Raw genomic sequence first — 20,224 nt, 5'->3', positions numbered from 1 at the left:
CGCGGCGGCCGCGGCGGTGCCGGCCGGGCAGCCGCCCGGGCCGGCCGAGGTGCGGACCGCGCCGACCGGCAGCAGGGTGCCGCAGGCGATCCGGATGCCGTTCGGCAGCTCGTTGTCGGACTCGACGATCGCGCCGTCGCCGATCACCGCGCCGTCCAGCGCCGAGCGGGCGCCGACGGTGGCGAAGGCGCCCACGATGGAGTCCTTGACCAGGGTCTCCGGGCCGACCACCGCGCCCGGCAGGATCACGCTGCCCTCGACGATCGCGCCGGCCTCGACCACCGCGTTCGCGGAGACCACGGTGCCGCCGCTGAGCACCGCGCCGGGGTGGACGGTGGCGCCGGGCAGCAGCAGGGCGTCGCCGGTCGGGCCGGGGACGGCCGGGGAGTCGACCTTGCCGAGCACCAGGTCGGCCGAGCCGCGGACGAACGCGGCCGGGGTGCCGAGGTCGAGCCAGTACGAGGTGTCGACGACGCCGCGCAGCAGCGCGCCGGTGGCCAGCAGCTCGGGGAAGGTCTCGCGTTCGACGGACACCTCGCGGCCGGCCGGGATGCGGTCGATGACGGACCGGGTGAAGACGTAGCAGCCGGCGTTGATCTGGTCGGTGACGATCTGCTCGGGCGTCTCCGGCTTCTCCAGGAACTCCAGCACCCGCCCGTTCGCGTCGGTCGGGACGAGGCCGAAGGCGCGCGGGTCCTCGACCCGGGTGAGGTGCAGGGTGACGTCGGCCCCGGCGGCCACGTGGCCGTCGCGCAGGGCGGCGATGTCGACGCCGGAGAGGATGTCGCCGTTGAAGACCAGCACGGGCTCGTCGGGGCCGCAGGTCAGCCCGGACGCCGCGTTGCGGATCGCGCCGCCGGTGCCCAGCGGCTCGCGTTCGGTCAGGTAGACCAGCTCGATGCCGTACGGGGTGCCGTCCTGGAAGTGGTCCTCGAAGACCTCGGCCAGGTAGGAGGTGGCCAGCACGACGCGGGTGACGCCGGCGGCGGCCGCGCGGGCCAGCTGGTGGGCGATGAAGGGGACGCCCGCCACCGGCAGCATGGGCTTGGGGGTGTGGGTGGTCAGCGGACGCAGTCGCGTGCCCTTACCACCGACCAGCATGATCGCCTCGGTCATGGTCTGCGCTGTTCCCCTTGTGCTCTGCGGCCCGGCCCGGCGGGCCGATACCTCCGTCGGTGGTCAGGACCCGTCCGGCCGTCCGGAACGGGTCGACCGGCGCGAGGCCGGTCTGCCGCCTACTGTATTTCCTCCCAACGGGCGGACACTCAGGCGGCCGTGCGATTGGCACCACTCCCCTACGAGTCCCGCCCCGGATCCGCCCCCGGTCCGGCCCGTCCCGGCCCCCCAAAAGCCCGGCCCGGCGGGCGCTCTCGCGGCGACCACCGGGCCGGGCAGTTGTAGCAGAACTGTCGAACAGAGGACGCTACGCGTCCACCGTCGCAGGCTCCTCGGCGGCGGCCGGCGGGGTCGCCTTCACCGAGTCGAGCAGCAGCTGGGCGACGTCGACCACCTTCAGGTGCTCCTTGGCTGCGCCCTCGTTCTTCTTGCCGTTGACCGAGTCGGAGAGCATCACCAGGCAGAACGGGCAGGCGGTGGAGACGATGTCCGGGTTGAGGGACAGCGCCTCGTCCACGCGCTCGGTGTTGATCCGCTTGCCGATGCGCTCCTCCATCCACATCCGGGCACCGCCGGCGCCGCAGCAGAAGCCGCGCTCCTTGTGCCGGTGCATCTCCTGCTGGCGCAGACCGGGGACCTTGTCCATGATCTCGCGCGGCGGGCTGTAGACCTTGTTGTGGCGGCCCAGGTAGCAGGGGTCGTGGTAGGTGATCAGGCCCTCGACCGGGTTGACCGGGACGAGCTTGCCCTCGTCGATCAGGTGCTGCAGCAGCTGGGTGTGGTGGATGACCTCGAAGTGGCCGCCCAGCTGCGGGTACTCGTTGGCGATGGTGTTGAAGCAGTGCGGGCAGGTGGCGACGATCCGCTTGACCGGCGCGTCCTCCAGGGCCGCGTTCAGCGTCTCGACGTTCTGCGCGCCGAGCATCTGGAAGAGGAACTCGTTGCCCAGCCGGCGGGCGGAGTCACCGGTGCAGGACTCCTCCTTGCCGAGGATGGCGAACTTCACGCCCGCGGTGTGCAGCAGCTCGGCGAAGGCCTTGGTGGTCTTCTTGGCGCGGTCCTCCAGGGCGCCGGCGCATCCGACCCAGTAGAGGTACTCGACCTCGGCGGGGTCGATGTCCTCGCCGATCACCGGCACCTCGATGCCGGTCTCCTTCTTGAGCTCCTTGACCCAGTCCAGGCGGGCCTTGGTGGCCATGCCCCACGGGTTGCCCTTGTTCTCCAGGTTCTTGAGCATCGTCCCGGCCTCGGTCGGGAACGAGGACTCGATCATCACCTGGTAGCGGCGCATGTCGACGATGTGGTCGATGTGCTCGATGTCCACCGGGCACTGCTCGACGCAGGCGCCGCAGGTGGTGCAGGACCACAGGACGTCCGGGTCGATGACGCCGTTCTCCTCGGCGGTGCCGATCAGCGGGCGCTCGGCCTCGGCCAGGGCGGCCGCCGGGACGTCCTTGAGCTGCTCGGCGGTGGCCTTCTCCTCGCCCTCCATGTCCTTGCCGCCACCGGCCAGCAGGTAGGGCGCCTTGCCGAAGGCGTGCTCGCGCAGGCCCATGATCAGCAGCTTCGGCGAGAGCGGCTTGCCGGTGTTCCAGGCCGGGCACTGCGACTGGCAGCGGCCGCACTCGGTGCAGGTGGAGAAGTCGAGGATGCCCTTCCAGGAGAAGTGCTCGACCTGGGAGACGCCGAACACGGCGTCGTCGGCCGGGTCCTCGAAGTCGATCGGCTGACCGCCGCTGGTCATCGGACGCAGGGCGCCGAGCGCGGTGCCGCCGTCCTCCTCGCGCTTGAAGTAGATGTTGAAGAAGCCGAGGAAGCGGTGCCAGGCCACGCCCATCGAGGGGTTGATGCCGATGGTGGTCGCCCACGCGAACGAGATGCAGATCTTCAGCATCGCGAAGAGGTAGATCAGGTTCTCCAGCGTGCCGTGCGACAGGCCGCTGAAGGCGGAGACCAGCGGGTACGAGACCAGGTGCTCGGGCCCGTAAGAGTCGACGCCGTTGAGGGCGCCCTCCAGGGCGCGCAGCATCAGGATGCAGAGGCCGATGCCGAGGATCGTGTACTCGACGTAGAAGGCCTGCCAGGCGATCGAGCCGGCGAAGCGGGACTTGCGGCCGGACCGGGACGGCAGGCTGAGCAGCCGGATCACGATCAGCGTCGCGATGCCCAGCGTGGTGAGGGTGCCGACGAGCTCGACGAAGAGCTGCCAGAGCATCCAGTGGCCGATGATCGGCAGCGCGAACTCGGCGTCGAAGAGCTGGCCGAAGGCGTTGACGATGGTCAGCACCAGGCTGAAGAAGCCGACCGCGACGAACCAGTGGGCGATGCCCACGATCCCCCAGCGGTTCATCCGGGTGTGTCCGACGAACTCGACCGCGACGGTCTTCACCCGCTGGGCGGGCTGACCGAAGCGGGTGGGGTCCGGCTGGCCGGTCCGTACCACTTTGTAGATGTACAGCGCCGCACGGGCGGCGAGCGCGGTGCCGATCACGAACGTGACCAGCGAGATGACGATCGCTGCTAGCTGCATCGGCTCTCCGTCTCCTGCGGCTTGCTGTTGAGCGGTCTTTGAACGGTCTTGCGTGGAAGGGATTGTACTCGCCGGTAACTTTCCGGGCCGACGGCCCGGACATTACCGCCCACCACCAGTCCTCCAGAAGGTTCCCAAGCTATGGCGGCAGTCACGTGGCGCCACACGCGCCGCGGCCGCGACCACGGCCGCGACCACGGCCACGGGAAGTCACCGCGGCCGCGGGAAGGAGAACGCTCAGCAAAGTTGAGCGGCAGCGACTCATCCCTGTTGACGGCACCCATCCGGTCATGCATCCTTGAGCCTGTAAAGCTCAACTCTTCCGTGGAGGTATTTACGATGGCACGCGCGGTCGGCATCGACCTCGGTACGACGAACTCGGTCGTCAGCGTTCTGGAAGGTGGCGAGCCCACCGTCATCACGAACGCCGAGGGCGCGCGGACCACGCCGTCCGTCGTCGCTTTCGCGAAGAACGGCGAGGTCCTGGTCGGCGAGGTGGCCAAGCGTCAGGCGGTCACCAACGTCGACCGCACCATTCGCTCGGTCAAGCGCCACATGGGCACCGGGTGGAAGATCAACCTGGACGGCAAGGACTTCAACCCGCAGCAGATCAGCGCCTTCGTGCTGCAGAAGCTGAAGCGGGACGCCGAGGCCTACCTGGGTGAGACCGTCACCGACGCCGTCATCACCGTTCCGGCGTACTTCTCCGACTCCGAGCGCCAGGCCACCAAGGAGGCCGGTGAGATCGCGGGCCTCAACGTCCTGCGCATCGTCAACGAGCCGACCGCGGCCGCCCTGGCCTACGGCCTCGACAAGGACGACCAGACCATCCTGGTCTTCGACCTCGGCGGCGGCACCTTCGACGTCTCCCTGCTGGAGATCGGCGACGGGGTCGTCGAGGTGAAGGCCACCAACGGTGACAACCACCTCGGTGGTGACGACTGGGACCAGAAGGTCGTCGACCACCTGGTCAAGGTCTTCCAGGCCGGCCACGGCGTCGACCTGTCCAAGGACAAGATGGCCCTGCAGCGTCTGCGCGAGGCCGCCGAGAAGGCCAAGATCGAGCTGTCCTCGTCCTCCGAGACCTCGATCAACCTGCCCTACATCACGGCCTCCGCCGAGGGTCCGCTGCACCTGGACGAGAAGCTCACCCGCGCCCAGTTCCAGCAGCTCACCTCCGACCTGCTGGAGCGCTGCAAGGTCCCGTTCCACAACGTGATCAAGGACGCCGGCATCTCGCTCTCCGAGATCGACCACGTCGTCCTGGTCGGCGGCTCGACCCGCATGCCCGCCGTCGCCGAGCTCGTCCGCGAGCTGACCGGCGGCAAGGACGCCAACAAGGGCGTCAACCCGGACGAGGTCGTCGCCATCGGCGCCGCGCTCCAGGCCGGTGTCCTCAAGGGTGAGGTCAAGGACGTCCTGCTGCTCGACGTCACCCCGCTGTCCCTCGGCATCGAGACCAAGGGCGGCATCATGACCAAGCTGATCGAGCGCAACACCACGATCCCGACCAAGCGCTCCGAGATCTTCACCACGGCCGAGGACAACCAGCCGTCCGTGCAGATCCAGGTCTACCAGGGCGAGCGCGAGATCGCGGCGTACAACAAGAAGCTGGGCATGTTCGAGCTGACCGGCCTGCCGCCGGCGCCGCGCGGCCTGCCGCAGATCGAGGTCACCTTCGACATCGACGCCAACGGCATCATGCACGTCGGCGCGAAGGACCTCGGCACCGGCAAGGAGCAGAAGATGACCGTCACCGGCGGCTCCGCGCTGCCGAAGGACGACATCGAGCGCATGATGCGCGAGGCCGAGCAGTACGCGGAGGAGGACCACAAGCGCCGCGAGTCCGTCGAGACCCGCAACTCCGCCGAGCAGCTCGTCTACTCGACCGAGAAGTTCATCGCCGACAACACCGACAAGCTCCCCGCCGACGTCAAGGCCGAGGTCGAGACCGCCATCGGCGAGCTCAAGGAGGCCCTGAAGGGCGAGGACATCGCGAAGATCCGCGAAGCCTCGGAGAAGGTCTCCACCACCGCGCAGAAGCTCGGCCAGGCGCTGTACGCCAACGCCGACGCCGCCGCCCCGGCCGGCGAGTCCACCCAGGCCAAGGACGACGACGTCGTCGACGCCGAGATCGTGGACGACGAGAAGCCCAAGGGCGGTGCGGCATGACGGACAAGCCGCAGGGCGGCAAGCCCGGCGACGACTCCGCCGCCGACGAGGCTGTGATCAAGGCCGCCGAGGAGGCCGCCGCAGCCGGCGCCGCCGACTCCGGCTCCGGTGCGGGCTCCGACGAACTCGCCGCTGCCAAGCGGGAGTCGGCCGAGCGCACCGCCGACCTGCAGCGCCTGCAGGCCGAGTACCAGAACTACCGCAAGCGGGTCGAGCGCGACCGGCTGACGGTCCGCGAGATCGCGGTCTCCAACATCCTGGAGTCCCTGATCCCGGTGCTCGACGACATCGGCCGCGCCCGCGAGCACGGCGAGGTCACCGGCGGCTTCAAGTCCGTCGCCGAGTCCCTGGAGACGGTCGTCGCCAAGCTGGGCCTCCAGCAGTTCGGCAAGGAGGGCGAGCCCTTCGACCCGACCATGCACGAGGCGCTGATGCACAGCTACTCCTCGGACGTCACCGAGGACACCTGTGTGCAGATCCTCCAGCCCGGCTACCGCATCGGCGAGCGGATCATCCGCCCCGCCATGGTCGCCGTCGCGGAGCCCCAGCCGGGCACCCAGACCACGGCCGCGCCCGACGGCGAGGCGAAGTCCGGGGACGCGGACAAGTCCGACGGTGGTTCGGACAGCTGACAACCTGTGACAGCTGACAACCAGTGCGCTGCGGAGTCGTACGCCGGCCAGTACGGCGGCCGGCTCCGCAGCGCGCTGTCAACAGCGCCAGGTGAAGCGGCTGTTGACAGCGCAGCGACGATGGACATCGGGAGGTGGCGGCAGCTATGAGCAAGCGCAGCGAGCGAATCGTTGAAAAACGAATCGTTGAAAGGCGCGTGTTGCGCGGAGCGGCTGCCGAGCGGAGCGAGGTGGACGCATGAGTGGCAAGGACTACGTGGAGAAGGACTACTACAAGGTCCTCGGCGTGCCCAAGGACGCCACCGCCGCCGAGATCAAGAAGACCTACCGCAAGCTCGCGCGCGAGTTCCACCCGGACGCCAACAAGGGCGACGCCAAGGCCGAGGAACGCTTCAAGGACATCTCCGAGGCCTACGACGTCCTGTCCGACGAGAAGCGCCGCAAGGAGTACGACGAGGCCCGCAGCCTCTTCGCCAACGGCGGCTTCCGGGCCGGCGGCCCCGGCCAGGGCAACGGCAGCTACAACTTCGACTTCGGCGACCTCTTCAGCGGCAGCCAGAACACCGGCAGCGGCGGGCTCGGCGACGTCTTCGGCGGGCTCTTCAACCGCGGCGGCGGCCGGCAGGCCCAGCCCCGGCGCGGCGCCGACGTCGAGACCGAGGTGACCCTCGCCTTCGACGAGGCCGTCGACGGTGCGACCGTCCCGCTGCGGATGACCAGCCAGGCCCCCTGCCGCAGCTGCAACGGCACCGGCGCCAAGTCCGGCACCACCCCGCGGGTCTGCCCGACCTGCGTCGGCGCCGGCACCGTCAGCCGCGGTCAGGGCGCGTTCGCGCTCTCCGAGCCGTGCAAGGACTGCCGCGGGCGCGGAATGATCGTCGACGACCCGTGCGTCGACTGCCACGGCAGCGGCAGGGCCAGCTCCGCCCACACCATGCAGGTCCGCATCCCGGCCGGCGTCCAGGACGCCCAGCGCATCCGGCTCAAGGGCAAGGGCGCCCAGGGCGAACGCGGCGGACAGCCCGGCGACCTCTACGTCACCGTGCACGTCGGCCCGCACCCCGTCTTCGGGCGCAAGGGGGACAACCTCACCGTCACCGTCCCCGTCACCTTCCCCGAGGCCACCCTGGGCGCCACCATCGAGGTGCCCACGCTGAACGGGCCGGCCGTGAAGCTGAAGCTGCCCCCCGGCAGCGCCAACGGCCTCACCATGCGCGCCCGCGGCAAGGGTGCCACCCGCAAGGACGGCACCCGCGGCGACCTCCTCGTCACCGTCGAGGTCGTGGTGCCGCGGCACGTCACCGGGGACGCGCTGAACGCCCTGGAGCAGTACCGCGAGGCCACCGCCTCCGACGACCCACGAGCCGCCCTGTTCCGGGCGGCGAAGGGAGCGTGACGACCAGATGATCCCCGACAGCCCCATCGGCCCCGGCATCGGTGAAGGCCTGCCCGGCATCGGCTCCGGCCTGCCCGGCGACGGCCGCCGCACCCGGCGGCCCACCGCCCCGCCGCAGTACGTCCTCACCGAGGACACCCCGGTGTACGTCATCTCCGTCGCCGCCGAGCTCTCCGGCCTGCACCCGCAGACCCTCCGCCAGTACGACCGCCTCGGTCTGGTCAGCCCCGACCGCACCGCCGGCCGGGGCCGCCGCTACTCCGCGCGCGACATCCAGCAGCTGCGCGAGGTCCAGCGGCTCTCCCAGGACGAGGGCATCAACCTGGCCGGCATCAAGCGGATCATCGAGCTGGAGAACCAGGTCACCGCGCTCCAGTCCCGCATCGGCGAACTGGTCGACTCCCTCGAAGGCGCCACCAGCGCCCTCCAGCAGCGCGAGGCCGCCGTCCACGCCTCCTACCGCCGCGACCTCGTCCCCTACCAGCCCCCCGCCCAGTCCAGCGCCCTCGTCGTCTGGCGCCCCAAGCGCTGAAACTTGGCTGAACACCTCCGGCCGCCGGCTCCCCTCCACCCGGGGGGGTGTCGGCGGCTCGGTCTTGGTGAGAGGGTGCTGTCAGCAGACGCACATCGAGGCTGCACGTCGACTCCGAATCGCGTGAAAGGCGCCTATGATCCCAGCCGGGACCGACATGTCCAGCCCTCGTCCGGATCTGTACAACACCAAGGAGCCGCAAATGCCAGAGACGGCCGAGCCAGGGCTCACGTCAGGCGGGCTCGGTGTTCTCTCGGCCGATGCCCGGAAACTCTATCTCCAGGTGGTCGGCGATCATGGCCGACTTACGCGCCAAGAGCGGGTAAAGGCCGAGACCAAGCATCTGCAAGAACTCCTCGATATCGGCCTGCTGGTGCCCGACACGGACGAAGCCGATGTGCTCATCGCGGTCGACCCCCAGCAGCTTTCCGCCGGCCTCATCGCGTCGTGGCAACGCAAGGCGCTCGACCTCTTGTCCCGGGCGGAGGAACTGCCGACCGACTTGAAGGAGTTGGCGGAGGCCTTCAACACCCCGATGCAATCCGGGGGAAGCATCGAATACGTCCGGGGAAAGGCCCTCATCAACCAGCGGCTCAGCCAACTGGCGAACAGCTGCACCGAGGAGTTCCTCGCCGCACAGCCCGGGGGACCCCGCCCGCCGGAGGCCCTCGCCGGAAGCCGTGACCGTGACCTCGCGCTGCTCCAACGAGGTGCGTCGGCCCGGACGATCTATCACCCGAGCACCCGGTACCACCCGGCCACCCGCGACTACGTCCTGGCGATCACCGAAGCGGGCGGACACGTCAGGACCCTTGACGAGCCGTACGCCAGACTCATCATCGTCGACCGACGGACCGCGATCATCCCGGTGGCGGACGATCTGAACGTCGCGGCGTTCATCCACGACCGTGCCATCATCGACTTCCTCGTCTCCGAGATCTTCGAGCGGCACTGGAGCCACGCGCTGGAATTCGACGGAGCCCGTGTCGTCCCGCAGCAGGTGATATCAAGCCTGCGGCAGACGATCATCGACCTCTTGCTCAAAGGCACCAGTCACCGTGTGATAGCCCGCAGCCTCGGGATCAGCGAGCGCACGCTCGCACGGCACATAGCGGACATGAGAGAGGACTACCAGGTGGATTCGCTCTTTCAGCTGGGATACGTGCTCGCTCGCGCCGCTCAGCACCGGGATCCGGACGCCCCTGCCTAGGTCGTCGAACCGGACGGCCCGACCCCGCGTCGCAACGCGGGATCCCGGCCAGGTCCGCCCCGACAACCGAACTGTCCCCGTCTCAGGTCCAGTTGCTGTCGTTCTCCAGCGACATGCCGCCGGTCTTCGCCTGCTGGGTCACCGAGGCCCCTCGATCCACCGAACCGCCCTTGGCGGCCTGGAACTGAGCGCCGCCAGCCAGTACGGCGATAACCACAGCGACCGTGGCCGCCGCGATGCGAACGTGTCGGATCATGCGAGGCACGCGATCACACCTTCCAAAGAGTCGCAGTGTCGAAGCAAATTGAGGACGTGTCCTTCAACCGCCCACATAATGCCGCAGTATCGACGTGGATGCCACAGCCCCCCTTCGGGGGGAGTGCGTCATCTCCATGCCAGGCATGCAGATGCCACCGTGCGGGAGTGGACTCGGTCCCCGCCAACGATGGACGATCAGTTCGCTCCCGATGGTCCCGGCAAGCTCACCACACTTGCCGATGTACCTTCAATCCAGTCTTTTACCTACTCATGACGAGTGCCCGCCAAGCGGCTCTCGACATCGCCTGCCTGCTTAACCCACCGGGCCCGGTGAACCCGGTCAGCCACTCCCCCGGAGTCGACAATGAGTGAGCCCTACCTGCGAGAGCACGCTGGACAGGCCCCCGAGGGCCGGCGTGCACGTGTGTTTCTGGCCGCGCCGCTGATGCGGTTGACCGGGCCGGCGGACAGTGTGGTGACCCTCGCCAGCCGGACTCGGCTGACGACGCTTCGCACCACCCTGCTCCGTAGCGGTGCCGCCGTGTACAGCGCGCACCACAGTGATGCCTGGACCGTCGCCGGGCAGGCGCCGGAGCCCCGGGTGCCGTCCGACTTCCGGGCCCTGCAGTCCGCGGACCTCGTGTTCGCCTACGTCGGGGCGCCGCTGTCGGCCGGGGTGAGCCTGGAGCTGGGGTGGGCGTCGGCGCTGCGGAAGCCCATCGTCCTCCTCGTCGACGAGGCCATCACGCACAACCCGCTGATCGCCACCATCGAGCAGGTCGCCCCCGTCCTGCCGCTGGTCTTCGACGACACCTGGTCGCAGGAGGCCCTCAACCACACCGTGGAGACCGCGCTCGACTGGGCCGGCATGGCGCTGTCCCTGCGCGAGGGCTTCTGGACCGCCCCCGGCGAGCAGTTCAACGTCCCCCGGCAGCAGCCCCCCGTCGCCGGCCGGGCCGGCTACTGGCCGACCAGCGCCGCCACCGGCTGAGCGACGCTCACCCACCGGACTCCCCGTCCCCCGTCCGGGCTGCCCGCATCTGCCAGCCCAGTTGGAACAGCGTCTCCGCGTCGTACAGTTCACGCAGCCGGGCGATGTGACCGGCGACCGTCCGCTCGCTCAGCCCCAGACGGTTGGCGATCGCCCGCTGCGTGAGCCCCTGCGCGAGCAGGCGGCCGACCTGCTCGTGGATCACGGGCTCCGCCCCGCCGACGGCGAGCGCGGCCCAGTTCACACCCTCGGCCTGCCGCCAGTGCAGCTCGAAGTCCCGCACCAGGAAGTCGACCACGGCCGGATCCTCGACGAAGGCCGCGCTGCCGTGGTCCGAGGCGGCGGGGATCACGGCGACGGCCCGGCCGAAGATCATCAGCCGGGTGAACGAGACGGGCAGGACCCGGATCGCGGCGCCGAGCTCGGTCGACCTGGCGGCGAAGGCGACCGTCGCCGGATCGAGCCGGGCTGACACCTCGTAGATCGTCCGCAGCGTGCCGCCTCGTGCGAGGTGGCGTCGGCTCTGCTCCAGCCCGTCGTCCATGAGCACCGAAGGACGAGCACCCCCGGGCTGCATGGCGAGGGCCTCGCTCGGATGGTCGTTCTGCACCTGGGCGATCCGGTGGCGGATCTGCAGCATTCCGGCGACGTACTCCACCCCGGGCGAACGCTCGGGGTGGCAATGCGGCACCGCGTCGTAGGCCTGGGTCAGGTCGTCCAGCATCCTCGGCAGGAGTGCCGCCCGGGTGATCAGCCGGGCGCCCTCCTCGCGGAGTTCGGTACCGATCCGCTCACCGACGGCTCGCGGGTTCATCGCCGAGTAGACGCCGTCCGCGACCCGCAGGACGAGCAGGCCGAGGTCGGTGAGCTGCTTCACCACCGCCTCGTCCTCGGGACGGATCTCGCCCACCCGGATCCGGCCGCCCTCACCCAGGATCGCCCGGTAGAGGTCGCGGGCGGCGTCGTCGGGGAGGTCGAGTACGGGTTCAGGCATCGTGCTCTCCTCTCATCTGCCAGCCGAGCTGGACCAGCGTCTCGGCGTCGTACAGTTCGCGCAGCCGGGCGATGTGGCCGGCGACCGTGCGCTCGCTGAGGCCGAGGCGGGTGGCGACGGCGCGCTGGGTGAGGCCGCGGGCGAGGAGCCGGACGATCCGGGCGCCGGTGGGGTGCGGGGGGTCGAAGTGGCGGTCGGCGGGGGTGGCGCGGGCCCAGTCGCGTTCGAAGTGGGCGACCAGGAAGGCGACGGTGGTCGGGTCGGTGATGAAGGCGGCGCGGCTCCTGTCCTCGGCGGCGGGGATGACGGCCACCGTGCGGTCGAAGACCATCACCCGCTCGTACGGTTCGGCGAGGACGCGCACGTGGGCGCCGTACCTGGTCCTGAGGTCGACCTGCCGGAGCACGGTCCGGTCGGCGAGGGTGGCCGGCTGGTAGATGGTGTGCAGGGAGCAGCCGCGCTGGAGCAGGGAGAGGTCCTGGGGCAGGGCCATCTGGAGGCCCTCGATGGGGCGCGGGCCCGGTTGGGCGGCCAGGACTTCCTCCTTGCAGCCCGAGGTGAGGTCGGAGATGCGCTGGCGGATGTCGGCGTTGCCCTCGACGTGGGTGGTGTCCGTCGTGGGGGCGGTGGGGCGGCGCAGGGCGTCGTAGGCGTGGGCGAGGGGGCCGAGGGCGGTGGGGAGGCGTCCGGCCTGGAGGAGCAACCGGGTGGCGCGGGTGCGGAGTTCGGAGCCCAGGCGGTCGCCGAGGGAGCGCGGGTTGGCGACGGTGTAGCCGGCGGGGGTGGGGGTGAGGAGGCCGCGGGCGACGAGGGCGGCGAGGGCGGGCCGGTCGGCGCGGGCGAGGTCGTCGGGGTGGAGGCGGCCGCCGTTGCGGACGGCGGTCAAGTAGAGGGCGCGCTCGGCGGGGCCGGGTTCATCGGTCATCGCGGGCGCCTCTCATCAGCCAGCCGAGTTGGAAGAGGGTCTGGGCGCCGTGGCGGTCGCGCAGGCGGGAGATGTGGGCGGCGACGGTGCGTTCGCTGAGGCCGAGGCGGGTGGCGACGGCGCGCTGGGTGAGGCCGCGGGCGAGGAGCCGGCCGACCCGGTCGGGGGTGGTGCGGGTGGGGCCGAGGGCGGCGGCGGTTTCGGCGGTGTCGGCGCGGGCCCAGTCGCGTTCGAAGGCGCCGACCAGGAAGGTGATGGCGGCCGGGTCGGTGAGGAAGGCGGCGGTGCTGTTGTCGTCGTCGGCGGAGATCACGGCGACGGTGCGGTCGAAGACGAGCAGCCGTTGGAACGGTTCGTCGAGGACGCGGATGAGGGAGCCGTGCCGGGTGACCTCTTCGACGTAGGCGAGGGCGGGCGGGTCGGCGAGGGCGACGGGCTGGTAGATGGTGCGCAGGGCGCAGCCGCGCTGGAGGAGTTGGACGTCCTGGAGGAGGGCGACCTGCAGGGTGTCGGCGGGGCGGTGGCCGGGTTGGGCGGCGAGGACTTCGGAGCGGCAGTCGGAGACGAGCTGGGAGATCCGCTGGCGGATGTGGACGTGGCCCTCGACGTAGACGACACCGCCGGCCCGGCCGGAGGGCCGGGGCATCGCGTCGTAGGCGCGGGTGAGGCCGTCGAGGGCGCCGGGGAGGTTCTCCGCGCGGACCAGCAGCCTGGTCGCCTCGCTGCGGAGTTCGGCGCCCAGGCGGTCGCTGACGGAGCGTGGGCTGATGGCGGTGTAGCAGTGGTCCATCGGGTTGGCGATGAGCAGGCCGAGGTCGATGAGCTGCTGGAGCGCCGCCTGGTCGGCGTCCTGGGTGTCGGTGAACGGGATGCGGCCGCCCTGGGCGAGGATCACCAGGTACAGCTGCCGGGCGGCCTCGTCGGGCTCCTCGCCCGGGGGCTGTCCGTGCTGCGGCATGACCGCCGGTTCCGCCGTCACGTCGCACACTCCCCTGCCGGACGCTTCTCCCTCGTTGCCGCCTCCGCGCCGGCCGGCGCGGGGCTCGGCGGTCACGGTACCGGGCTGACGACGGCCTCCGGGGCCCGGGTGCCGTCGCACTCCGGGGTGCCCGGGGGCCGCCGTCGCCACGCCATGCCCAGGCGCTTCCGTCGAGGCGGAGCAGCAACGCCTCGACGGCTCCGGTTCCGGGGGCCATCACCACACATGGCGCCCCGGCCGGCGCTCTTCCCCCCCGTTTCACGCGTGCGGGACGTTGCACCCGTGGTCAGTTCCGAAGAGCAAGTCGCCACCATCGGGCTGCGGTGCCCGGACGGCCTGGCGTGACTCCACCTTCACAGCGTGACGGCCGGTGAACAAGTGTCGCCCGAGTGCAGGTTCGCGCAATTGCAGCTATCTGCACGACGGGTGCGGCGGGAGGGGTCGAGCGGCGGGCCGGGTTCCGGTAAAGGCCGAGGCCAGCGGGGTGCGCGGGTGGCGCCCGCCCGTACGATCGGTTGGCCGTGCACGGTCAGGATGCAGGTGCGGGTTCCTGCAACGGCAGCGCCCGTCCGGGCCGGCGGGCGGAGTGCCGGTGAACCCACGGGCGGTGAACCCACGGGCGGTGTGCCTGTGAGCCCGTGTGCCCGCAGGCGGTGTGCCCGTGGGCTCGTGGGCCCGTGGCGGTGTGCTCAGCGCGCCAGCAGCCGCCCCCGGGCGAGCCCGGCGGCGGTCCCGCCGGCGGCGAGCACCCAGGCGGTGGCCAGCAGCAGGTAGAGCCCGGCGGCGATCGCGGTGAAGCCGCCGAACCCGGTGTGCCGGGCGAGCGCGGAGGCGCCGGTGACGCAGGTGCCGATCGGGAAGGTGTACGCCCACCAGGTCATCGCGAACGGCATGCCGGCCCGGCGGGCGCGCAGGTTGGCGGTGAGCGCGACGGCCAGCCAGAGCATCGCGACGCCGAGCACCGCGACGCCGTACAGCTCCGCGAAGGGGAGCATGGCGGGGGCCAGCGCGGGCAGCACCGGGCGTGCGGCGTCGGCGAGTTGGTGGACGGCGGTGACGGACTGGCCGAGCGGGCCGAGCACCAGGAACAGCGAGGGGGTGAGCACCAGGGTGGGCAGCTTGCTGTGGAACAGCCCGGTGAAGACCACCGGCAGCAGCACCAGGGTGGCCAGCAGGCCGATCCCGAAGAGGGCCCAGCAGGCGTACAGCATGGCCTGCTGCGGCAGCCCGGCCGGCAGGTGCGGGACGAGGGCCGGGCCGGTGGCGGAGGCGACCAGCGGGGCGACCACCGGCAGCAGCCAGGTCGGGTTGGCTTCCAGGGCGGAGACCGGGTGCCGGGTGATCATCAGGTACGGGATGCCGCCGGCGACGGCCAGCGCGTACAGGGTGCCGACGCCCCACAGCACGGCGTCGACGGCGACCGCGGGGCCGGTGCCGATCACCCGGGAGCCGAGCAGCAGGGTGCCGAGGCCGACCGAGAGCAGGGCCATCGGCGGGCAGCCGTAGAAGACGGCGGTGGCCGGGTTGTCCAGCAGCTGGGTGCGGGCGGCCTCGCGGTGCCGGGTGAGGTGGACCAGCCGGGCCGCGCCCAGCACCAGCAGGGCCGCGAGTCCGAGCGCCCACATCACCTCGCCGAAGCCGATCAGCCCGGGCGGCCGGAGCGGCAGGACGGCCGCGCCGTTGCCCAGGATCGCGGTGCCCATGACGGCGGCGTACCAGTTGGGGCCGAGCTGGGCGAGGTCGAGGCGGGCACGCAGCGAGGAACGGGAGGGGCGGGAGGAACGGGAGGGGCGGGTGAGCGGGCGGGCATCGGCCAGGGTGGACATGGTTCCACCGTGCCGCCCCGCGCCGGGCTCCGGTAGCGCCGCGGGTTCTATGAGGACATAGCCTGGACCTATGGCCCTCTCCCCCCGCGTCCCCGAGCTCGGCGCCCTGGAACTGCTGCTCGCGGTGGCCCGGCTGGGCAGCGTCGGGCGGGCCGCGGCCGAACTGGGCGTGAGCCAGCCGACCGCCAGTGCGCGGATCAAGGGCATGGAGCGGCAGATCGGCGTCCCGCTGCTGGAGCGCTCGCCCCGGGGCAGCCGGCCGACCGAGGCGGGTCGGCTGGTGGTCGAGTGGGCCGGGCACGTGGTGGAGGCGGCGCAGGCGCTGGACGCGGGGATCGACGCGCTGCGCGAGCGGCGGGACGCCAAGCTGCGGGTGGTGGCCAGCCTGACCGTCGCCGAGTACCTGATGCCGGGCTGGCTGCTGGCCCTGGCCGAGGCCAGTCCGGGCACGGCGGTGACGCTGCGGACGGCGAACTCGGCGGAGGTCGCCGGGCACCTGCTGGCCGGGGACGCCGACCTCGGCTTCGTCGAGGGCCCGTCCACCCCGCCCGGGCTGGCCGGCGCGGTGGTGGCGGCGGACCGGCTGGTGGTCGTGGTGGCGCCCGGCCACCCGTGGGCGCGCCGCCGGGCGCCGCTGACCGGGCCGGAGCTGGCCGCCACCCCGCTGGTGCTGCGCGAGTCGGGCTCGGGCACCCGGGAGGTGCTGGAGATGGCGCTGGCGCCGTACGGGGGCGCGGTGCGGCCCCGGCTGGAGCTGGCCTCGTCCACCGCGCTGAAGGCGGCGGCGATGACCGGGGCCGGGCCGGTCTGCCTGAGCGAGCTGGCGGTGGTGGAGGAGTTGGCCGTCCGGCGGCTGGTGGCCGTGCCGCTGGCCGAGGGGCTGGACCTGCGACGGCCGCTGCGCGCGGTGTGGCCGGCCGGGCAGCGGCCGAGCGGGCCGGCCCGGGAGCTGCTGGGGCTGACCCGCCGGACGCCCCGCGCACAGCGGCCACCCCGGGTGGAACGCGCGGAACGGGTGGAACGCGCGGAACGGGCGTAAGAACTTGAGCGGAATAGACTCAACTTAGTGCATGCTGTACGTAGCAGCATTGAAGGACGACGAGGGAGGACCCCCCAGCAGTGGACGCCAGCAAGTTCACCACCAAGACGCAGGACGCCCTGTCCGCCGCGATCCGGCAGGCGGGCGCGTCCGGGAACCCGGACGTCAAGCCGGTGCACATCCTGATCGCCCTGCTGGAGCAGCCCGAGGGCATCGCCCGGCCGCTGCTGGAGGCGGTCGGGGCGGACGTCACCCGGATCGACGCCGAGGCCCGCCGCCAGCTGACCGCCCTGCCCAGCGCGATGGGCTCGACGGTCGCCGCGCCGCAGCTCTCCCGGGACACCCTCGCGGTGCTCACCGAGGCCGGCAAGCGCGCCGACGACCTGGACGACCAGTACGTCTCCACCGAGCACCTGATGGTCGGCCTGGCCGCCGAGGGCGGGCCGGTCGCCGAACTGCTGGCGCGGCAGGGCGCGACGGCGAAGGACCTGCTCGCCGCGTTCAAGGACGTGCGCGGCAGCGGCCGGGTGACCTCCCCGGATCCGGAGGGCACCTACAAGGCGCTGGAGAAGTACGGCACCGACCTGACCCAGGCCGCCCGGGACGGCAAGCTCGACCCGGTGATCGGCCGGGACCAGGAGATCCGCCGGGTCGTCCAGGTCCTCTCCCGCCGGACCAAGAACAACCCGGTGCTGATCGGCGAGCCGGGCGTCGGCAAGACCGCGGTGGTCGAGGGCCTGGCCCAGCGCATCGTCGCCGGCGACGTGCCGGAGTCGCTGCGCGGCAAGCGGCTGGTCGCGCTGGACCTCAGCGCGATGGTCGCGGGCGCCAAGTACCGCGGCGAGTTCGAGGAGCGGCTGAAGGCCGTCCTGAACGACATCAAGCAGAGCGACGGCCAGGTCGTCACCTTCATCGACGAGCTGCACACCATGGTCGGCGCGGGCGCCGGCGGCGACTCCGCGATGGACGCCGGCAACATGCTCAAGCCGATGCTGGCCCGCGGCGAGCTGCGGATGGTCGGCGCCACCACGCTGGACGAGTACCGCGAGCGGATCGAGAAGGACCCGGCCCTGGAGCGCCGCTTCCAGCAGGTGCTGGTCGGCGAGCCCAGCGTGGAGGACTCGATCGCCATCCTGCGCGGCCTCAAGGGCCGCTACGAGGCGCACCACAAGGTGCAGATCGCGGACGCCGCGCTGGTCGCCGCGGCCACCCTGTCCAACCGCTACATCACCTCCCGCTTCCTGCCCGACAAGGCGATCGACCTGGTCGACGAGGCGGCCTCCCGGCTGCGGATGGAGATCGACTCCTCCCCGGTCGAGATCGACGAACTCCAGCGCTCCGTCGACCGGTTGAGGATGGAGGAGCTGGCCCTGGAGAAGGAGTCGGACGCCGCCTCGATCGACCGGCTGGCCCGGCTGCGGCGCGATCTCGCCGACAAGAACGAGCAGTTGAGCGCCCTGACCGCGCGCTGGGAGCAGGAGAAGAAGAGCCTCAACCGGGTCGGCGAGCTCAAGGAGCGGCTGGACGACCTGCACGGCGCGCTCGAACGGGCCCAGCGTGACGGGGACTTCGAGCGGGCGTCGAAGCTGATGTACGCGGAGATCCCGGCCGCCGAGACGGAGCTCGCCGAAGCCCAGGAGCGGGCGGCCGACCAGGACGCCTCCGCCTCGATGGTGAAGGAGGAGGTCGGCCCGGACGACGTGGCCGACGTGGTCGCCTCCTGGACGGGCATCCCGGCCGGCCGCCTGCTGGAGGGCGAGAGCGCCAAACTCCTGCGCATGGAGGAGGAGTTGGGCCAGCGCCTGATCGGCCAGGCGGAGGCCGTGCGGGCGGTCTCGGACGCGGTGCGCCGCACCCGTTCCGGCATCGCCGACCCGGACCGCCCGACCGGCTCGTTCCTCTTCCTCGGCCCGACCGGCGTCGGCAAGACCGAACTCGCCAAGGCCCTGGCCGACTTCCTCTTCGACGACGAGCGGGCCATGGTCCGGATCGACATGAGCGAGTACGGCGAGAAGCACTCCGTCTCCCGCCTGGTCGGCGCCCCGCCCGGGTACATCGGCTACGAGGAGGGCGGCCAGCTCACCGAGGCGGTCCGCCGCCGCCCGTACAGCGTGGTGCTGCTGGACGAGGTGGAGAAGGCCCACCCGGAGGTCTTCGACGTCCTGCTCCAGGTGCTGGACGACGGCCGGCTCACCGACGGCCAGGGCCGCACGGTGGACTTCCGCAACGCGATCCTGATCCTCACCTCCAACCTGGGCTCCCAGTTCCTGGTCGACCCGGCCACCCCGGAGGACCGGAAGAAGGCCCTGGTGCTGGACTCCGTCCGGGCCGCGTTCAAGCCCGAGTTCCTCAACCGGCTGGACGACATCGTGGTCTTCGACCCGCTGGGCACCGCCGAGCTGAGCCGGATCGTCGACCTCCAGGTGGCCCGCCTCGGCGACCGGCTGCGGGAGCGGCGGCTCACCCTGGACGTCTCCGAGGCCGCCCGCGACTGGCTGGCCCTCACCGGCTACGACCCGGCGTACGGCGCCCGCCCGCTGCGCCGGCTGGTCCAGTCCGCGATCGGCGACCAGTTGGCCCGGGCCATCCTGTCCGGCCAGGTGCACGACGGGGACACCGTCCTGGTCGAGCGGGACGAGGAGGGCGACCGCCTCACCGTCCGCAGCCGCGGACCGCTGGAGAAGTAGCACCACCAGCCCGGGCCGCCCGCACGACAGCGCGGGCGGCCCGGGCAAAACCCTTGCCGCACAGCACAGTTGACGGCCCACTCGGCTACGGCCGCACCCCGCCGCACCCCGCCGGAGCCCCGGCAGCGACGGCCCTCCAACCGGACACGCTCCGTCACCATCACCGCTCGCGGCGGGCGTCGGAGCGCCCCGGACGAAGATCGACGCGTGGCCGGGTGCCCCTGTGAGGCAGGCCCCGGATGAGGCAGGATGGGAAGTGGAAAGGGCGGCCTCTCATTGCCGGCCACCACGTGCACTGAGGAAGAGGACCCCATGAGCATCGACCCGTCGTCCATCCCGTCGTTCGGCGCACCCCAGGGTGGCGGCCAGCCCGGCGACCAGGGGCGGCCGGCCGGCCCGCCGCCGATCATCGTCCCGGACCAGGGCCTGGTGGCCCAGCTGCTGGACCAGATGCAGCTCAAGCACGTCGTGGACGAGGAGGGCGACCTCACCGCTCCCTGGGAGGGCTTCCGCGTCTACTACATGTTCCGCGGCGAGCAGAAGGAGCTCTTCGCGGTGCGCGCCTTCTACGACCGCGCGTACCCGCTGGAGAAGAAGGGCGAGATCCTCGACCTCATCGACGAGTGGAACCGCGAGACCCTCTGGCCCAAGGTCTACACCCACACCCACGAGGACGGCGTGGTCCGCCTGATCGGCGAGGCCCAGATGATCGTCGGCACCGGCGTCAACCTGGACTACTTCGTCACCACCACCGCCAACTGGACCCAGGCCGCCGTCGGCTTCGAGCAGTGGATCGTCGAGCGCCTCGGCCTGCAGAACGAGATCGAGGGCGAGGACGGCGAGACCCCCGAGGACACCAACGAGGCGTGACCCTGCCCGCCCCGCGAGCGCACGGCCCGACCACTTGGCCCCAGGTGGTCGGGCCGTGCTTGTCCCC

The 20,224-nt window shown here is 71.4% G+C and carries 15 protein-coding genes and 1 pseudogene; 9 read left to right on the top strand and 7 right to left on the bottom strand.

Annotated elements, in window-relative coordinates:
* Window positions 1–42: 42 nt before the first annotated feature.
* Together AB0O19_RS13960 and AB0O19_RS13955 are read right to left on the bottom strand one after the other, a co-directional pair.
* A pseudogene (locus tag AB0O19_RS13960) lies at window positions 43–1,116 on the bottom strand (NDP-sugar synthase); the annotation flags it as partial.
* 307 nt (window positions 1,117–1,423) lie between these two features.
* Complete coding sequence (locus AB0O19_RS13955; RefSeq protein WP_363619455.1) at window positions 1,424–3,646, bottom strand: (Fe-S)-binding protein; 2,223 nt, start codon at window positions 3,644–3,646, stop codon at window positions 1,424–1,426.
* A 339-nt stretch (window positions 3,647–3,985) separates the two neighbouring features.
* Between AB0O19_RS13955 and dnaK the strand changes: the two genes are divergently transcribed.
* The 5 genes from dnaK (at window position 3,986) to AB0O19_RS13930 (ending at window position 9,588) form a co-directional block, all read left to right on the top strand.
* Entirely contained in the window at window positions 3,986–5,818 is a 1,833-nt protein-coding gene (gene dnaK / locus AB0O19_RS13950; protein ID WP_350876573.1) for a molecular chaperone DnaK, read from the top strand.
* Window positions 5,815–6,450 carry a nucleotide exchange factor GrpE gene (gene grpE / locus AB0O19_RS13945; protein WP_350876575.1) on the top strand — a complete coding sequence of 212 codons (636 nt, stop codon included), beginning with the start codon at window positions 5,815–5,817 and terminating at the stop codon, window positions 6,448–6,450. Before dnaK ends, grpE begins: the two co-directional genes overlap by 4 nt.
* Window positions 6,451–6,688: 238 nt before the next feature.
* Window positions 6,689–7,846, top strand: a complete 1,158-nt coding sequence (dnaJ, locus tag AB0O19_RS13940) for a molecular chaperone DnaJ (RefSeq protein ID WP_363619454.1) — start codon at window positions 6,689–6,691, stop codon at window positions 7,844–7,846.
* 7 nt (window positions 7,847–7,853) lie between these two features.
* Entirely contained in the window at window positions 7,854–8,378 is a 525-nt protein-coding gene (locus AB0O19_RS13935) for a helix-turn-helix domain-containing protein (protein WP_363619453.1), read from the top strand.
* 202 nt (window positions 8,379–8,580) lie between these two features.
* Complete coding sequence (locus tag AB0O19_RS13930; RefSeq protein WP_363619452.1) at window positions 8,581–9,588, top strand: hypothetical protein; 1,008 nt, start codon at window positions 8,581–8,583, stop codon at window positions 9,586–9,588.
* 82 nt (window positions 9,589–9,670) lie between these two features.
* Here the strand turns inward: AB0O19_RS13930 and AB0O19_RS13925 are convergent, their stop codons facing one another.
* Window positions 9,671–9,853, bottom strand: coding sequence for a hypothetical protein (locus tag AB0O19_RS13925; protein ID WP_363619451.1), 183 nt, complete (start codon window positions 9,851–9,853; stop codon window positions 9,671–9,673).
* A gap of 468 nt (window positions 9,854–10,321) precedes the next feature.
* Here AB0O19_RS13925 and AB0O19_RS13920 point away from each other — a divergent pair, with 468 nt between their 5' ends.
* The gene (locus AB0O19_RS13920) at window positions 10,322–10,837 is read left to right on the top strand and encodes a hypothetical protein (protein WP_363619450.1); all 516 of its coding nucleotides are present in this window, start codon (window positions 10,322–10,324) and stop codon (window positions 10,835–10,837) included.
* 7 nt (window positions 10,838–10,844) lie between these two features.
* Here AB0O19_RS13920 and AB0O19_RS13915 read toward each other — a convergent pair whose 3' ends face one another.
* The 4 genes from AB0O19_RS13915 to AB0O19_RS13900 form a co-directional block, all read right to left on the bottom strand.
* Window positions 10,845–11,831 (bottom strand): LuxR C-terminal-related transcriptional regulator, encoded by a 987-nt coding sequence (locus tag AB0O19_RS13915; protein ID WP_363619449.1) that lies wholly within the window; start codon window positions 11,829–11,831, stop codon window positions 10,845–10,847.
* The gene (locus AB0O19_RS13910) at window positions 11,824–12,756 is read right to left on the bottom strand and encodes a helix-turn-helix domain-containing protein (protein WP_363619448.1); all 933 of its coding nucleotides are present in this window, start codon (window positions 12,754–12,756) and stop codon (window positions 11,824–11,826) included. Before AB0O19_RS13910 ends, AB0O19_RS13915 begins: the two co-directional genes overlap by 8 nt.
* On the bottom strand, window positions 12,746–13,735 hold the full coding sequence (locus tag AB0O19_RS13905; protein WP_363619447.1) for a LuxR C-terminal-related transcriptional regulator: 990 nt from the start codon (window positions 13,733–13,735) through the stop codon (window positions 12,746–12,748). Before AB0O19_RS13905 ends, AB0O19_RS13910 begins: the two co-directional genes overlap by 11 nt.
* A 689-nt stretch (window positions 13,736–14,424) precedes the next feature.
* The gene (locus AB0O19_RS13900; protein WP_363619446.1) at window positions 14,425–15,561 is read right to left on the bottom strand and encodes a TDT family transporter; all 1,137 of its coding nucleotides are present in this window, start codon (window positions 15,559–15,561) and stop codon (window positions 14,425–14,427) included.
* Window positions 15,562–15,631: 70 nt separating this feature from the next.
* Between AB0O19_RS13900 and AB0O19_RS13895 the strand changes: the two genes are divergently transcribed.
* From AB0O19_RS13895 to AB0O19_RS13885, 3 genes are all read left to right on the top strand, one after another.
* The gene (locus AB0O19_RS13895; RefSeq protein WP_363619445.1) at window positions 15,632–16,600 is read left to right on the top strand and encodes a LysR family transcriptional regulator; all 969 of its coding nucleotides are present in this window, start codon (window positions 15,632–15,634) and stop codon (window positions 16,598–16,600) included.
* Between the two features lie 80 nt (window positions 16,601–16,680).
* Window positions 16,681–19,287, top strand: coding sequence for an ATP-dependent chaperone ClpB (gene clpB / locus AB0O19_RS13890; RefSeq protein ID WP_363579816.1), 2,607 nt, complete (start codon window positions 16,681–16,683; stop codon window positions 19,285–19,287).
* Between the two features lie 312 nt (window positions 19,288–19,599).
* Window positions 19,600–20,157 carry a YbjN domain-containing protein gene (locus AB0O19_RS13885; protein WP_363579817.1) on the top strand — a complete coding sequence of 186 codons (558 nt, stop codon included), beginning with the start codon at window positions 19,600–19,602 and terminating at the stop codon, window positions 20,155–20,157.
* The last annotated feature ends 67 nt before the right edge of the window (window positions 20,158–20,224 follow it).

It is taken from the genome of Kitasatospora sp. NPDC091276 (assembly GCF_040684355.1).
Lineage (GTDB): Bacteria > Actinomycetota > Actinomycetes > Streptomycetales > Streptomycetaceae > Kitasatospora.
Note: the sequence above shows the minus strand (reverse complement) of the source record. Positions and strands in the feature narration are given on the sequence as shown.